Origin of the sequence: Streptomyces sp. DSM 110735 (assembly GCF_016482685.1) — a bacterium.
Lineage (GTDB): Bacteria > Actinomycetota > Actinomycetes > Streptomycetales > Streptomycetaceae > Streptomyces.
Genome location: NZ_JACYHF010000017.1, coordinates 31,983 through 47,594 on the forward strand (window position 1 = coordinate 31,983; position 15,612 = coordinate 47,594).

The 15,612-nt window shown below is 69.9% G+C and carries 13 protein-coding genes; all 13 read right to left on the reverse strand.

Features of this window, described 5'->3' with window-relative positions; genetic code table 11:
- Positions 1-59 precede the first annotated feature (59 nt).
- From nuoN to IF655_RS23310, 13 genes are read right to left on the reverse strand one after another with little or no spacing between them, the layout of a single operon-like run.
- Positions 60-1,709 (reverse strand): NADH-quinone oxidoreductase subunit NuoN, encoded by a 1,650-nt coding sequence (gene nuoN, locus IF655_RS23250; RefSeq protein ID WP_199587038.1) that lies wholly within the window; start codon positions 1,707-1,709, stop codon positions 60-62.
- Complete coding sequence (locus tag IF655_RS23255) at positions 1,706-3,277, reverse strand: NADH-quinone oxidoreductase subunit M (RefSeq protein ID WP_199587039.1); 1,572 nt, start codon at positions 3,275-3,277, stop codon at positions 1,706-1,708. Before IF655_RS23255 ends, nuoN begins: the two co-directional genes overlap by 4 nt.
- 5 nt (positions 3,278-3,282) lie before the next feature.
- Positions 3,283-5,202, reverse strand: a complete 1,920-nt coding sequence (nuoL, locus tag IF655_RS23260; protein WP_199587040.1) for an NADH-quinone oxidoreductase subunit L — start codon at positions 5,200-5,202, stop codon at positions 3,283-3,285.
- A gap of 15 nt (positions 5,203-5,217) precedes the next feature.
- Positions 5,218-5,517, reverse strand: a complete 300-nt coding sequence (gene nuoK, locus IF655_RS23265; RefSeq protein ID WP_199587041.1) for an NADH-quinone oxidoreductase subunit NuoK — start codon at positions 5,515-5,517, stop codon at positions 5,218-5,220.
- Positions 5,514-6,344 (reverse strand): NADH-quinone oxidoreductase subunit J, encoded by an 831-nt coding sequence (locus tag IF655_RS23270; protein ID WP_199587042.1) that lies wholly within the window; start codon positions 6,342-6,344, stop codon positions 5,514-5,516. Before IF655_RS23270 ends, nuoK begins: the two co-directional genes overlap by 4 nt.
- Positions 6,341-6,943, reverse strand: coding sequence for an NADH-quinone oxidoreductase subunit NuoI (gene nuoI, locus IF655_RS23275; protein ID WP_199587043.1), 603 nt, complete (start codon positions 6,941-6,943; stop codon positions 6,341-6,343). Before nuoI ends, IF655_RS23270 begins: the two co-directional genes overlap by 4 nt.
- Positions 6,936-8,300: an NADH-quinone oxidoreductase subunit NuoH gene (gene nuoH, locus IF655_RS23280; protein WP_199587044.1), complete on the reverse strand. Its 1,365-nt coding sequence runs from the start codon at positions 8,298-8,300 to the stop codon at positions 6,936-6,938. The genes nuoI and nuoH overlap by 8 nt, the downstream gene beginning before the upstream one ends.
- The gene (locus tag IF655_RS23285; RefSeq protein ID WP_199587045.1) at positions 8,297-10,801 is read right to left on the reverse strand and encodes an NADH-quinone oxidoreductase subunit G; all 2,505 of its coding nucleotides are present in this window, start codon (positions 10,799-10,801) and stop codon (positions 8,297-8,299) included. The genes nuoH and IF655_RS23285 overlap by 4 nt, the downstream gene beginning before the upstream one ends.
- Positions 10,798-12,144: an NADH-quinone oxidoreductase subunit NuoF gene (nuoF, locus tag IF655_RS23290; protein ID WP_206776311.1), complete on the reverse strand. Its 1,347-nt coding sequence runs from the start codon at positions 12,142-12,144 to the stop codon at positions 10,798-10,800. The genes IF655_RS23285 and nuoF overlap by 4 nt, the downstream gene beginning before the upstream one ends.
- Positions 12,144-13,007: an NADH-quinone oxidoreductase subunit NuoE gene (gene nuoE, locus IF655_RS23295; protein ID WP_199587047.1), complete on the reverse strand. Its 864-nt coding sequence runs from the start codon at positions 13,005-13,007 to the stop codon at positions 12,144-12,146. Before nuoE ends, nuoF begins: the two co-directional genes overlap by 1 nt.
- Positions 13,004-14,326, reverse strand: a complete 1,323-nt coding sequence (locus IF655_RS23300; RefSeq protein WP_199587048.1) for an NADH-quinone oxidoreductase subunit D — start codon at positions 14,324-14,326, stop codon at positions 13,004-13,006. Before IF655_RS23300 ends, nuoE begins: the two co-directional genes overlap by 4 nt.
- Positions 14,323-15,057, reverse strand: a complete 735-nt coding sequence (locus IF655_RS23305) for an NADH-quinone oxidoreductase subunit C (RefSeq protein ID WP_199587049.1) — start codon at positions 15,055-15,057, stop codon at positions 14,323-14,325. The genes IF655_RS23300 and IF655_RS23305 overlap by 4 nt, the downstream gene beginning before the upstream one ends.
- Positions 15,054-15,608, reverse strand: coding sequence for an NADH-quinone oxidoreductase subunit B family protein (locus tag IF655_RS23310; protein ID WP_199587050.1), 555 nt, complete (start codon positions 15,606-15,608; stop codon positions 15,054-15,056). The genes IF655_RS23305 and IF655_RS23310 overlap by 4 nt, the downstream gene beginning before the upstream one ends.
- Positions 15,609-15,612: the final 4 nt, after the last annotated feature.

Below are 15,612 nucleotides of genomic sequence, written 5' to 3' on the forward strand. Positions count from 1 at the left end.
ACCACGCCGCTGCCCGGCACCCACGTGAAGAGCGGGGTACCGGGCAGCGGCGTGTCGGATCAGCGCACGAACACGCTCGCCTGGTTCGCCAGGGTCAGGAAGTACTGCGGTGCCACGCCCAGGACCACCGTGACCGCCACACCGATCGCGATCGCCATGGTCGTCAGCGGGGAGGGGACGGCGACCGTGGGACCGTCCGGCTTCGGGGCGCTGAAGAACATCAGGACGATCACGCGGATGTAGAAGAAGGCGGCGATGGCGGAGGAGAGCACACCGATGACCACCAGCGGAGCCGCGCCGCCCTCCGCCGCCGCCCGGAAGACCGCGAACTTACCGGCGAAGCCGCTGGTCAGCGGGATGCCGGCGAAGGCGAGCAGGAAGACCGCGAAGACCGCCGCCACCAGCGGGGAACGGCGCCCGAGCCCCGCCCACTGGGAGAGGTGGGTCGCCTCGCCGCCCGCGTCGCGGACCAGGGTGACCACGGCGAAGGCGCCGATCGTCACGAAGGAGTACCCGGCCAGGTAGAAGAGGACAGAGGACACACCGTTCCGCGAGGTGGCGATCACGCCCGCGAGGATGAAGCCCGCGTGCGCGATGGACGAGTACGCGAGCAGGCGCTTGATGTCGGTCTGGGTGATGGCGATGATCGCGCCGCCCAGCATCGTGATGATGGCCACGCCCCACATCACCGGGCGCCAGTCCCAGCGCAGCCCCGGCAGGACCACGTAGAGCAGCCGCAGCAGCGCGCCGAACGCGGCGACCTTGGTCGCGGCCGCCATGAAGCCGGTGACCGGGGTCGGCGCGCCCTGGTACACGTCCGGCGTCCACATGTGGAACGGCACCGCGCCCACCTTGAACAGCAGTCCCATCACCAGCAGCGCCATGCCGATGAGCAGCAGCGCGTCGTTGCCCATGGTGTCCGCGAGCGCCGGGTCGACCCCGCTGACCGTGCCGTCGACGACCTGCGCGATGCGGGTGTACGACACCGAGCCCGCGTAGCCGTACAGCAGGGCGATGCCGAACAGCGTGAACGCGGAGGCGAACGCGCCGAGCAGGAAGTACTTGACCGCGGCTTCCTGCGACAGCAGCCGCTTGCGGCGGGCCAGCGCGCACAGCAGGTACAGCGGGAGGGAGAGGACCTCCAGAGCCACGAACAGCGTCAGCAGGTCGTTGGCCGCCGGGAAGACCAGCATCCCGGCGATCGCGAAGAGCAGCAGCGGGAACACCTCGGTGGTGGTGAACCCGGCCTTCACGGCCGCCTTCTCGCCCTCGCCGCCCGGCACGGCCGCCGCCTGCGCCGCGAAGGAATCGACCCGGTTGCCGTGCGCCGCCGGGTCGAGGCGCCGTTCCGCGAAGGTGAACAGACCGACCAGACCGGCCAGCACGATCGTGCCCTCGAGGAAGAGCGCCGGTCCGTCGACCGCGATCGCGCCCATCGCCGCGACGTGCGCCTTCGTGGTGCCGTATCCCCCGGCCGCGAGCGCGACGACCGCCGCGAAGGCGGCGCACAGCGCGACGGCCGAGACGAACACCTGGGCGTAGTAGCGCGAGCGGCGCGGGACGAACGCCTCGATCAGCACGCCGACCAGGGCGGCGCCGAGCACGATGAGCGTCGGCGACAATTGTCCGTATTCGATCTTCGGCGCCTCGATCTTCGGGATCGGGTCCGCCGCCATTGTCCACAGGCTGTGGACGGCTGTCGCACTCACTTGGCCGCCTCCACCGCGGGCTTGGGGTCCTTCTTGTGTACGTCGGACAGGGTCTGCTTGACCGCCGGGTTGACGACGTCCGTCAGGGGCTTGGGATAGACGCCCAGGAAGACCAGCAGCACGATCAGCGGGGCCACGACCAGCACCTCGCGCACCCTGAGGTCAGGCATCGCGGAGACCTCGGGCTTCACCGGACCCGTCATCGTCCGCTGGTAGAGCACCAGCGTGTACAGCGCGGCCAGGACGATGCCGAACGTGGCGATGATCCCGATCACCGGATAGCGCGTGAACGTGCCGACCAGGACCAGGAACTCGCTGACGAACGGCGCGAGTCCGGGCAGCGACAGGGTCGCCAGACCGCCGATCAGGAAGGTGCCCGCGAGCACCGGGGCGACCTTCTGCACGCCGCCGTAGTCCGCGATGAGCCGCGAGCCGCGCCGGGAGATCAGGAACCCGGCGACCAGCATCAGCGCGGCGGTCGAGATGCCGTGGTTGACCATGTAGAGCGTCGCGCCGGACTGGCCCTGGCTGGTCATCGCGAAGATGCCGAGCACGATGAAGCCGAAGTGCGAGATCGACGCGTACGCCACAAGCCGCTTGATGTCCCGCTGCCCGACCGCGAGCAGCGCGCCGTAGACGATGCTGACCAGGGCCAGGACCAGGATCACCGGGGTCGCCCACTTCGACGCCTCCGGGAAGAGCTGGAGGCAGAAGCGGAGCATCGCGAAGGTGCCCACCTTGTCGACGACCGCCGTGATGAGGACGGCGACCGGGGCGGTGGACTCCTGCATGGCGTTGGGCAGCCAGGTGTGCAGCGGCCACAGCGGCGCCTTCACCGCGAAGGCGAAGAAAAAGCCGAGGAACAGCCAGCGCTCGGTGCTCGTCGCCATGTGCAGCGAGCCGTTCGCGCGTGCCTGCACGATCTCCTGGAGGCTGAAGCTCCCGGCGACCACGTACAGCCCGATCACCGCGGCCAGCATGATCAGACCGCCGGCGAGGTTGTAGAGCAGGAACTTCACGGCCGCGTACGAGCGCTGCGCGGACGCCGCCACCTCACCGTGCTGGTGCGCACGGTCCCCGAAGCCGCCGATGAGGAAGTACATCGGGATGAGCATGGCTTCGAAGAAGATGTAGAAGACGAAGACGTCGGTGGCCTCGAAGGAGATGATCACCATCGCCTCGACGGCCAGGATCAGCGCGAAGAAGCCCTGGGTGGGGCGCCACCGCTTGCTGCCGGTCTCCAGCGGGTCGGCGTCGTTCCAGCCGGCCAGCACGATGAACGGCATCAGCAGCGCGGTCAGCGCGATCAGCGCCACCGCGATGCCGTCCACGCCCAGGTCGTAGCGGACCCCGAAGTCCTTGATCCAGGCGTGGGACTCGGTGAGCTGGTAGCGCGCGCCGCCCGGGTCGAAGCGGACCAGGACGACGATCGCCAGGGCGAGCGTGGCCAGCGAGACGAGCAGCGCCAGCCACTTGGCGGCGGTGCGCCGCCGCGCCGGTACGGCGGCGGTGGCGACGGCCCCGAGGGCCGGGAGTACCGCCGTCGCTGTCAGCAGGGGAAAGGACATCGGTATCAGACCGCCCTCATCAGCAGGGTCGCGGCGACCAGCAGGGCCGCGCCGCCGAACATCGAGACCGCGTAGGAGCGGGCGAAGCCGTTCTGGACCCGGCGCAGCCGCCCGGACAGACCGCCGAACCCGGCGGCCGTGCCGTTGACCACGCCGTCCACCAGGGTGTGGTCGACGTAGACCAGGGAGCGCGTGAGGTGCTCGCCGCCGCGGACGAGGACGACGTGGTTGAAGTCGTCCTGGTACAGGTCGCGGCGGGCCGCCCGGGTGAGCAGCGAACCGCGCGGCGCGAGCGCCGGGACCGGCTTGCGGCCGTACTGCGCCCAGGCCAGACCCACGCCGATCACCAGGCAGACCATGGTGGCGCCGGTGACGGTGAGCGCGCTCAGCGGGGAGTCGCCCTCGGCGTGCCCGGTGACCGGCTCCAGCCAGTGCAGGAAGCGGTCGCCCACGTCGAAGAAGGCACCGCCCGCGACCGAGCCGACCGCCAGCACGATCATCGGGATCGTCATGGTGCGCGGGGACTCGTGCGGGTGCGGTTCGTGGCCTGACCCCGCGGCGGAGCCGCTATCAGATGCCGTGGGCTGCCAGCGCTTCTCGCCGAAGAACGTCATCAGCATCACGCGCGTCATGTAGAACGCGGTGATCGCCGCGCCCAGGAGGGCGGCGCCGCCGAGGATCCAGCCCTCGGTGCCGCCCTTGGCGAACGCCGCCTCGATGATCTTGTCCTTGGAGAAGAAGCCGGACAGACCCGGGAAGCCGATGATCGCGAGGTAGCCGAGCCCGAAGGTGACGAACGTGATCGGCATGTACTTCCGCAGACCGCCGTACTTGCGCATGTCGACCTCGTCGTTCATGCCGTGCATGACCGAACCGGCGCCGAGGAACAGCCCGGCCTTGAAGAATCCGTGCGTGACCAGGTGCATGATCGCGAAGACGTAGCCGATGGGTCCGAGTCCCGCCGCGAGGACCATGTAGCCGATCTGCGACATGGTCGAACCGGCCAGCGCCTTCTTGATGTCGTCCTTGGCGCAACCGACGATCGCACCGAACAGCAGCGTGACCGCGCCGACCACGGTGACCACGAGCTGGGCGTCCGGGGCGCCGTTGAAGATCGCGGCGGAGCGGACGATGAGGTAGACGCCCGCGGTGACCATGGTGGCCGCGTGGATGAGGGCGGAGACCGGGGTCGGGCCCTCCATGGCGTCACCGAGCCAGGACTGCAGCGGCACCTGGGCGGACTTGCCGCACGCGGCGAGCAGCAGCATCAGCGCGATGGCGGTGAGCCTGCCCTGGGAGGCGTCCTTGGCGTGGTCGAAGACCGGTCCGAAGGCGAAGGTGCCGAAGGTGGTGAACATCAGCATGATCGCGATCGACAGACCCATGTCGCCCACGCGGTTGACCAGGAACGCCTTCTTCGCGGCGGTCGCGGCGCTGGGCTTGTGCTGCCAGAAGCCGATCAGGAGGTACGAGGCGAGACCGACGCCCTCCCAGCCGACGTACAGCAGCAGGTAGTTGTCGGCGAGGACCAGCAGGAGCATCGCCGCGAGGAACAGGTTGAGGTAGCCGAAGAAGCGGCGCCGCCGCTCGTCGTGCTCCATGTATCCGATGGAGTAGAGGTGGATCAGCGAGCCGACGCCGGTGATCAGCAGGACGAACGTCATCGACAACTGGTCGAGCCGGAAGGTGACGTCCGCGTGGAAGTCGCCCACCGAGATCCAGGTCCACAAGTGCTGGATCAGCGTGCGGTGTTCGGCGTCCTTGCCGAGCAGCCCGGCGAACAGGACCAGACCGATGACGAAGGAGGCGGTGGACAGCAGGGTGCCGATCCAGTGGCCGACGCGGTCCAGGCGCCGACCGCCGAGCAGGAGCACGGCGGCTCCGAGCAGGGGCGCCGCGATGAGCGGCGCGATCAGGTTCTCCACGATTCTTCCGACCCCTTACAGCTTCATCAGGCCGGCGTCGTCGACCGAGGCCGAGTGGCGGGCGCGGAACAGCGACACGATGATCGCGAGCCCGACCACGACCTCCGCCGCGGCGACGACCATCGTGAAGAAGGCGATGATCTGGCCGTCGAGGTTGCCGTGCATCCGGGAGAAGACGACGAACGCGAGGTTGCAGGCGTTGAGCATCAGCTCGACGCACATGAACAGGACGATCGCGTTGCGCCTGATGAGCACGCCGGTCGCGCCGATGGTGAACAACAGGGCAGCGAGATAGAGGTAGTTGACGGGGTTCACTGTGAGGCGTCCTCCGTCCGCCTGAGGTTCACCGGTTTGCTCTCCGTGCGCTCCAGACGGTCCTTCGCGCGCTGTTCGAGTGCCTTGAGGTCGCCGAGCGCCCGCGCGGACACGTCCCGGATCTGACCGCGCTCGCGCAGGGTGGCGCTGACGGTCAGCTCGGAGGGGGTGCCGTCGGGCAGCAGTCCCGCGATGTCGACGGCGTTGTGCCGGGCGTAGACACCGGGGGCGGGCAGCGGGGGCACGTGCTTGCCCTCGCGGACGCGCTGTTCGGCCAGCTCGCGCTGGGTCTTGGCGCGTTCGGTGCGCTCGCGGTGGGTGAGGACCATGGCGCCGACGGCGGCCGTGATCAGCAGGGCGCCGGTGAGTTCGAAGGCGAAGACGTACTTGGTGAAGATGAGGGCCGCCAGACCCTGCACGTTGCCGTTCGCGTTCGCCTGGCCGGTGCCGTCGAACTGCTTCAGGGAGGCGTTCGCGATGCCGCCGATCAGCAGGACGCCGAAGCCGAGCCCGCACAGCAGGGCCAGCCAGCGCTGGCCCTTGATGGTCTCCTTCAGCGAGTCCGCGGCCGTCACGCCGACGAGCATCACCACGAAGAGGAACAGCATCATGATGGCGCCGGTGTAGACGATGATCTGCACGACGCCCAGGAAGTAGGCGCCGTTGGCGAGGTAGAACACCGCCAGGATGATCATGGTCCCGGCGAGCGAGAGCGCGCTGTGCACGGCCCGCTTCATCAGGACGGTGCACAGGGCGCCGATCACCGCGACGGTGCCGAGGATCCAGAACTGGACGGCCTCACCGGTGGAGGTGGTGTAGGCGTTCACGCTTCCACCTCCCGGTCTTCCGGCTTCTCGCCCTTGGAGGTGGCCACTTGGCGGACCGTGCCGGGAGCCGCCTCGGTCACCAGCCCCCGGTAGTAGTCCTGTTCGTCGGTGCCCGGGAAGATCGCGTGCGGGCTGTCGACCATCCCCTCCTCCAGACCGGCGAGCAACTGCTCCTTGGTGTAGATGAGGTTGGCGCGGCTGGAGTCCGCCAGCTCGAACTCGTTGGTCATCGTCAGCGCGCGCGTGGGGCACGCCTCGATGCACAGCCCGCACAGGATGCAGCGGGCGTAGTTGATCTGGTAGACGCGGCCGTACCGCTCGCCCGGGGAGTAGCGCTCCTCGTCGGTGTTGTCGGCGCCCTCCACGTAGATGGCGTCCGCCGGGCACGCCCAGGCGCACAGTTCGCAGCCGACGCACTTCTCCAGTCCGTCCGGATGGCGGTTGAGCTGGTGCCGTCCGTGGAAGCGGGGAGCGGTGGTCTTCTTCTGCTCCGGGTACTGCTCGGTGAGCCGCTTCTTGAACATGGCCTTGAAGGTCACGGCGAAGCCGGCCACGGGGTTCTGGAAACCGGGTGCGGTCTCCTTCGGCTCCTCAGCCATCGGACGCCTCCTTTCCATCCGTGGTTCCGTCACTGACAGTGTCCGGTCCACCACTGACAATCAGCTCCCGCTCGGCGCGGCGCGGGCGGCGCCTGGGCACCGGCGGCAGCTCCTGGCCGGGCAGCGGCGGGACGGGGAAGCCGCCCGCCAGGGGGTCGAACGCGGGCCGCTCGGCGGGGGTTTCGGCGCTCTTGGTCTTCTCGCGGAACAGGTCGGCGACGAAGGAGAGCAGCAGCAGGGCGAGCACCCCACCGCCGACGTAGAGGGCGATGTCGGCGAAGTCGTAGTTCTCGTTGCGCAGGACCCGGACGGTGGCGACGAGCATCAGCCAGACCACCGAGACCGGGATGAGGACCTTCCAGCCGAGCTTCATGAGCTGGTCGTAGCGGACGCGGGGCAGCGTGCCGCGCAGCCAGATGAAGAAGAACAGCAGCAACTGGACCTTGATGACGAACCAGAGCATCGGCCACCAGCCGTGGTTCGCGCCCTCCCAGAAGGTGCTGATCGGCCAGGGAGCCCGCCAGCCGCCGAGGAAGAGGGTCGCCGAGACGGCCGAGACCGTCACCATGTTCATGTACTCGGCGAGCATGAACAGCGCGAACTTGATGGACGAGTACTCGGTGTTGAACCCGCCGACCAGGTCGCCCTCGGACTCCGGCATGTCGAAGGGGGCGCGGTTGGTCTCGCCCACCATGGTGACGATGTAGAGGATGAAGGAGACCGGCAGCAGCAGGATGTACCAGCGGTCGTGCTGCTGCTCGACGATCGTCGAGGTCGACATGGAGCCCGAGTAGAGGAACACCGAGGCGAACGCGGCGCCCATGGCGATCTCGTACGAGATCATCTGCGCGCAGGAGCGCAAGCCCCCGAGGAGCGGGTAGGTCGAGCCGGAGCTCCAGCCCGCGAGCACGATGCCGTAGATGCCGACGGAGGCGACCGCGAGGATGTAGAGCATCGCGATCGGCAGGTCGGTGAGCTGCATGGTGGTGCGGTGCCCGAAGATCGAGATCTCGTTGTCGGCGGGACCGAACGGGATCACCGCGATCGCCATGCAGGCGGGGACGGTCGCGACGATCGGTGCGAGGACGTAGATCAGCTTGTCCGCGCGTTTGACGACCACGTCCTCCTTGAGCATGAGCTTCACGCCGTCGGCGAGCGACTGGAGCATGCCCCAGGGACCGTGCCGGTTGGGGCCGATGCGCAACTGCATCCAGGCGACGACCTTGCGCTCCCACACGATGGAGAGCAGCACGGTCAGCATCAGGAACGCGAAGCAGAACACGGCCTTGACGACGACCAGCCACCAGGGGTCGTGGCCGAACAGCGAGAGGTCTTCGGCGGCGAGGAACGGGCTCATCCTCGGTCCTCCTTGAGGTCCAGGTCACCGGACACCGCCGGGCCGATACGGACGAGGGAGCCGGGCCGCGCCCCGGTGTCGGAGGCGACGCCCGCGCCGGTGGAGTCCAGCGGGAGCCAGACCACCCGGTCGGGCATCTCCGTGATCAGGAGCGGGAGTTCGGTGGTTCCGGCGGGACCGGTCACGGCGAGCGGGGCGCCGTCCGCGACGCCCGCCTCGGCGGCCGTGGCGGCCGACACGCGCGCATACGCGGCGTGCCGGGTCCCGGCGAGCGCGTCGTCGCCCTGCTGGAGGACGCCGAGGTCGAGCAGGAGCCGGTGCCCGGCGAGCACGGCTTCTCCGGCGGCCGGGCGGGGCAGCGCCCCGGCGGTGGCCAGCGGGTCGGCGGCCGCGGGACCGTTCCAGGCGCCGAGCCGGTCGATCTCCGCGCGCGTGGTGGCGAGGTCCGGCAGTCCGAGGTGGACGTCCATGGCGTCGGCCAGCATCTGGAGCACCCGGCCGTCGGTCGGGGCGAGGCGGCGGGTCATCTGGTCGGGCTTGAGCGCCGCCTCGAAGAAGCGCACCCTGCCCTCCCAGTTGAGGAAGGTGCCGCCCTTCTCGGCGACCGCGGCGACCGGCAGGACGACGTCGGCGCGCTCGGTGACCTCGCTGGGGCGCAGCTCGAGGGAGACCAGGAAGCCGACCGCGTCGAGCGCGTCCCGGGCACGGGCCGGGTCGGGCAGGTCGTCGACCTCCACCCCGGCCACGATCAGCGCGGACAGCTCGCCGGTCGCGGCGCCCTCCACGATCTGCTGGGTGTCGCGGCCGTAGCGGCCCGGCAGTTCGGCCAGACCCCAGGCGGCGGCGACCTCGTCCCGCGCGCGCGGGTCGGTCGCCGGGCGCCCGCCCGGCAGCAGCGAGGGCAGCGCGCCCGCCTCGACGGCGCCCCGCTCCCCCGCCCGGCGCGGGATCCACACCAGCTTCGCACCGGTCGCGGTGGCGGCGCGCACGGCGGCGGTCAGACCGCCCTCCACGCCCGCGAGCCGCTCGCCCACGACGATCACCGCGCCCTCGGCGCGCAGCGCCCCGGCTGCCTCGGTGCCCGGTGTCTCGAGACCGGTGCCGCTCGCGAGGGCGTCCAGCCACTCGGGCTCGGTGCCGGGGGCGGCGGGGAGCAGGGTGCCGCCCGCCTTCTCCAGACCCCGGGTGGCGTGGGTGGCCAGCGCGAACACCTTCTGCCCGTGCTTGCGCCATGCCTTGCGCAGCCGCAGGAAGACGCCGGGCGCCTCCTCCTCCGCCTCGAAGCCGACGAGCAGCACGGCGGGCGCCTGCTCAAGTGCGGTGTACGTGACGCCCGTACCGTCGAGGTCGCGCCCCCGGCCCGCCACCCGCGCGGCCAGGAAGTCCGCCTCCTCGCCGCTGTGCACGCGGGCACGGAAGTCGATGTCGTTGGTGTCGAGCGCGACGCGCGCGAACTTGCTGTACGCGTAGGCGTCCTCGACGGTGAGCCGTCCGCCGGTGAGGACACCGGCGCGGGAGCGGGCGGCGCCCAGTCCGCGCGCGGCCGCGTCCAGCGCCTCGGGCCAGGAGGCGGGCTCCAGGACGCCGTCGGCGTTGCGCACCAGCGGGGTGTCGAGCCGGTCCCGCGCCTGCGCGTACCGGAACGCGAAGCGCCCCTTGTCGCAGATCCACTCCTCGTTGACCTCGGGGTCGTCGGCCGCGAGGCGTCGCATGACCTTGCCGCGCCGGTGGTCGGTGCGGGTGGCGCAGCCGCCGGAGCAGTGCTCGCACACCGAGGGCGAGGAGATGAGGTCGAAGGGGCGGGAGCGGAACCGGTACGCCGCCGAGGTGAGCGCGCCGACCGGGCAGATCTGGATGGTGTTGCCGGAGAAGTACGACTCGAACGGGTCGCCCTCGCCGGTGCCGACCTGCTGGAGCGCGCCGCGCTCGATCAGCTCGATCATCGGGTCGCCCGCGACCTGGTTGGAGAAGCGGGTGCAGCGCGCGCACAGCACGCACCGCTCGCGGTCGAGCAGCACCTGGCTGGAGATGGCGAGCGGCTTGGGGTAGGTGCGCTTGCGGCCCTCGAAGCGGGAGTCGGCGTTGCCGTGCGACATCGCCTGGTTCTGCAGCGGGCACTCGCCGCCCTTGTCGCAGACCGGGCAGTCCAGCGGGTGGTTGATGAGCAGCAGCTCCATCACACCCTTCTGCGCCTTCTCCGCGACCGGCGAGGTGAGCTGGGTGCGCACGACCATGCCGTCGGTGCAGGTGATGGTGCAGGACGCCATCGGCTTGCGCTGGCCCTCCACCTCCACGATGCACTGGCGGCAGGCACCGGCCGGGGCGAGCAGCGGGTGGTCGCAGAAGCGCGGGATCTCGATGCCGAGCTGTTCGGCGGCGCGGATGACCAGGGTGCCCTTGGGCACGCTGATCTCGATGCCGTCGATCGTCAGCGTGACGAGGTCCTCCGGCGGGATTGCCGCGCCTCCCCCGCCCGTGGGCGCATTGGTGGTCACGGTCATGCGTTCACCTCCGGGCGGTCCGCCCAGGCCGTCGACTTGGCCGGGTCGAAGGGGCAGCCCCGGCCCGTGATGTGCTGCTCGTACTCCTCGCGGAAGTACTTCAGCGAGGAGAAGATCGGGGATGCCGCGCCGTCGCCGAGGGCGCAGAAGGACTTGCCGTTGATGTTGTCGGCGATGTCGTTCAGCTTGTCGAGGTCGGACATCACGCCCTTGCCCGCCTCGATGTCCCGCAGCAACTGCACGAGCCAGTACGTCCCTTCGCGGCAGGGCGTGCACTTGCCGCAGGACTCGTGGGCGTAGAACTCGGTCCAGCGGGTGACGGCGCGGACCACACAGGTGGTCTCGTCGAAGCACTGGAGCGCCTTGGTGCCGAGCATGGAACCGGCGGCGCCGACGCCCTCGTAGTCGAGCGGCACGTCCAGGTGTTCGTCGGTGAACATCGGGGTGGAGGAGCCGCCCGGGGTCCAGAACTTCAGCCGGTGTCCGGGGCGCATCCCGCCGCTCATGTCGAGCAGTTGGCGCAGGGTGATGCCGAGCGGCGCCTCGTACTGGCCGGGGCTCGCGACATGCCCGCTGAGCGAGTAGAGCGTGAAGCCGGGGGACTTCTCGCTGCCCATGGAGCGGAACCAGTCCTTGCCGTGCTGGAGGATCGCGGGAACCGACGCGATGGACTCCACGTTGTTCACGACGGTGGGGCAGGCGTACAGACCCTCGACGGCGGGGAAGGGCGGGCGCAGCCGGGGCTGGCCGCGGCGCCCTTCGAGGGAGTCGAGGAGCGCGGTCTCCTCGCCGCAGATGTAGGCGCCCGCGCCCGCGTGCACGGTGAGTTCGAGGTCGAGCCCGGTGCCGAGGATGTCCTCGCCGAGGAACCCGGCGGCGTACGCCTCGCGCACCGCCTCATGCAGCCTGCGCAGGACGGGGACGACCTCGCCGCGCAGATAGATGAAGGCGTGCGAGGAGCGGATCGCGTAGCAGGCGATCACGATGCCCTCGATGAGGCTGTGCGGGTTGGCGTAGAGAAGGGGGATGTCCTTGCAGGTGCCGGGCTCGGACTCGTCGGCGTTGACGACGAGGTAGTGCGGCTTGCCGTCGCCCTGCGGGATGAACTGCCACTTCATGCCGGTGGGGAATCCGGCGCCGCCGCGGCCGCGCAGTCCGGATTCCTTGACGTAGGCGATCAGGTCGTCCGGGGACATCGCGAGCGCCTTGCGCAGACCCTCGTAGCCCTCGTGGCGCCGGTAGACGTCCAGCGACCAGGAGCGGTCCTCGTCCCAGAACGCCGACAGCACGGGTGCCAGCAGCTTCTCGGGGCTGGTGTCCTTGAGGTCGGTTGCCAACGTCATCACTCCCCCTCCTCTGCGGTCGGACCCGCCGGGTGCGCCGGATCGGACGCCGAGGTGTCCTGCGGCGCGTCGTGGGAGCTGAGGTGCTCGGTGGGCGACGGGTCGTGGACCGGCTCCTCCTCGTGCGGTCCGCCGTCGCGCGGGTGGACCACGCGCGCGGGGTGCGTCTCGCCCTTGGCGAGCCGGAGTCCCACCAGGGAGGCGGCGCCCGCGCTGCCGCCCTCGGCGACCGCGCCGGGGCGGTCGTCGGGGAAACCGGCGAGGATGCGGGCGGTCTCCTTGAAAGTGCACAGCCGGGCGCCGCGGGTGGGCTCGACGGGTTCTCCGGCGCGCAGGTCGTCGACGAGACGGGTGGCGCTGGCCGGGGTCTGGTTGTCGAAGAACTCCCAGTTGACCATCACGACCGGCGCGTAGTCGCAGGCCGCGTTGCACTCGATGTGTTCCAGGGTGACCTTGCCGTCGCCTGTGGTCTCGCCGTTGCCGACGCCCAGGTGCTCCTGGAGGGTCTCGAAGATGGCGTCGCCGCCCATGACCGCGCACAGGGTGTTGGTGCAGACGCCCACCTGGTAGTCGCCGGAGGGGCGGCGCCGGTACATCGTGTAGAAGGTGGCGACCGCGGTGACCTCGGCGGTGGTCAGCTCCAGCACGTCGGCGCAGAACTTCATGCCGGTCCGGGTGACGTACCCCTCCTCGGACTGCACGAGGTGGAGCAGGGGCAGCAGGGCGGAGCGGGAGTCCGGATAGCGCGCGATCACCTCGCGCGCGTCCCGCTCCAGGCGGGCCCGGACGTCGTCCGGGTAGGCGGGCGGGGGCAGCTCGGGCATCCCGAGGCCGACGCCCCGCTCGGAGGAAGAGGTGGTCACCGGTCGACGCCTCCCATCACGGGGTCGATGGACGCCACGGCGACGATCACGTCGGCGACCTGGCCGCCCTCGCACATCGCCGCCATGGCCTGAAGGTTGGTGAAGGACGGGTCGCGGAAGTGGACCCGGTAGGGGCGGGTGCCGCCGTCGGAGACGGCGTGCACGCCGAGTTCGCCCTTGGGGGACTCGACGGCCGCGTACGCCTGGCCGGGCGGGACCCGGAAGCCCTCGGTGACCAGCTTGAAGTGGTGGATCAGGGCCTCCATGGAGGTGCCCATGATCTTCTTGATGTGGTCGAGGGAGTTGCCGAGCCCGTCCGGGCCGAGCGCGAGCTGCGCGGGCCAGGCGATCTTCTTGTCGGCGACCATGACGGGTCCGGGCTGCAGCCGGTCCAGGCACTGCTCGACGATCGAGAGCGACTGGCGCATCTCCTCCAGACGGATGAGGAAGCGGCCGTAGGAGTCGCAGGTGTCGGCGGTCGGCACCTCGAAGTCGTACGTCTCGTAGCCGCAGTACGGCTGGCTCTTGCGCAGGTCGTGCGGCAGCCCGGTGGAGCGCAGGATCGGTCCGGTGGCGCCGAGCGCCATGCAGCCGGCCAGGTCGAGATAGCCGACGTCCTGCATACGGGCCTTGAAGATGGGGTTCCCGGTGGCGAGCTTGTCGTACTCCGGGAGGTTCTTCCGCATCTTCTTGACGAACTCGCGGATGCGGTCGACCGCGCCGGGGGGCAGGTCCTGGGCGAGTCCGCCGGGGCGGATGTAGGCGTGGTTCATTCGCAGACCGGTGATCAGCTCGTAGAGGTCGAGGATCATCTCGCGGTCGCGGAAGCCGTAGATCATGATGGTGGTGGAGCCCAGCTCCATGCCGCCGGTGGCGATGCACACCAGGTGCGAGGAGAGCCGGTTCAGCTCCATGAGGAGTACCCGGATGATGCTGGCCCGCTCGCTGATCTGGTCCTCGATGCCGAGGAGCTTCTCGACGGCGAGGCAGTAGGCGGTCTCGTTGAAGAAGGACGTCAGGTAGTCCATGCGCGTGACGAAGGTGGTGCCCTGCGTCCACGTGCGGAACTCGAGGTTCTTCTCGATGCCGGTGTGCAGATAGCCGATGCCGCAGCGGGCCTCGGTGACCGTCTCGCCCTCGATCTCCAGGATGAGGCGGAGCACTCCATGGGTGGAGGGGTGCTGCGGACCCATGTTGACGACGATGCGTTCGTCGTCCGCCTTCGCCGCGGACCGGACGACCTCGTCCCAGTCGCCACCGGTGACCGTGTAGACGGTTCCCTCGGTGGTCTCGCGGCCGCTTACGGGGGGAGTGCTCACGAGTACGACCTCCGCTGGTCCGGAGCCGGGATCTGGGCGCCCTTGTACTCGACGGCGATGCCGCCGAGGGGGTAGTCCTTGCGCTGCGGGTGGCCCTGCCAGTCGTCCGGCATCATGATCCGGGTCAGGGCCGGGTGACCGTCGAAGACGATCCCGAAGAAGTCCCAGGTCTCGCGCTCGTGCCAGTCGTTGGTCGGGTAGACGGAGACCAGGGACGGGATGTGCCGGTCGTCGTCGGGGGCGGAGACCTCCAGGCGGATCAGCCGGTTGTGGGTGATCGAGCGCAGGTGGTAGACGGCGTGCAGCTCGCGTCCCTTGTCGTGCGGGTAGTGGACGCCGCTGACGCCGGCGCACAGCTCGAAGCGGAGCGCCGGGTCGTCGCGCAGGGTGCGGGCGACGCGGAGAAGGTGCTCGCGCTCTACGTGGAAGGTGATCTCGTCGCGGTCGACGACCGTCTTCTCGATCGCGTTCTCCGGGAGGAGTCCCTGTTCCTCCAGGGCGCCCTCCAGCTCGTCCGCCACCTCGTCGAACCAGCCGCCGTAGGGACGGCTCGCCGGTCCCGGGAGCCGGACCGAGCGGACGAGACCGCCGTAACCGGAGGTGTCGCCGCCGTTGTCGGCGCCGAACATGCCGCGCTGGACGCGGATCTCCTCGCCGCCCTGACCGCGCTGGCCGGGGAGGTTGGAGGCGGAGAGGTCCTTCTCGGGGTTCACGCCGTTGTCGTCGCTCACCGCAGCAGCCCCTTCATCTCGATCGTGGGCAGGGCCTGCAGCGCGGCTTCCTCCGCCTCGCGGGCGGCTTCCTCGGCGTTGACGCCGAGCTTCGTGCCCTGGATCTTCTGGTGGAGCTTGAGGATCGCGTCGATCAGCATCTCCGGGCGGGGCGGGCAGCCGGGGAGATAGATGTCGACCGGCACGATGTGGTCGACGCCCTGGACGATCGCGTAGTTGTTGAACATGCCGCCCGAGGAGGCGCAGACGCCCATGGAGATCACCCACTTGGGGTTGGGCATCTGGTCGTAGACCTGGCGCAGCACCGGCGCCATCTTCTGGCTGACCCGGCCCGCGACGATCATCAGGTCGGCCTGGCGCGGCGAGCCGCGGAAGACCTCCATGCCGAAGCGGGCGAGGTCGTAGCGTCCGGCTCCCGTGGTCATCATCTCGATGGCGCAGCAGGCCAGTCCGAAGGTGGCCGGGAAGACGGACGCCTTGCGCACCCACCCCGCGGCCTGCTCGACGGTGGTCAGCAGGAAGCCGCTCGGCAGCTTTTCTTCGAGTCCCATGTCG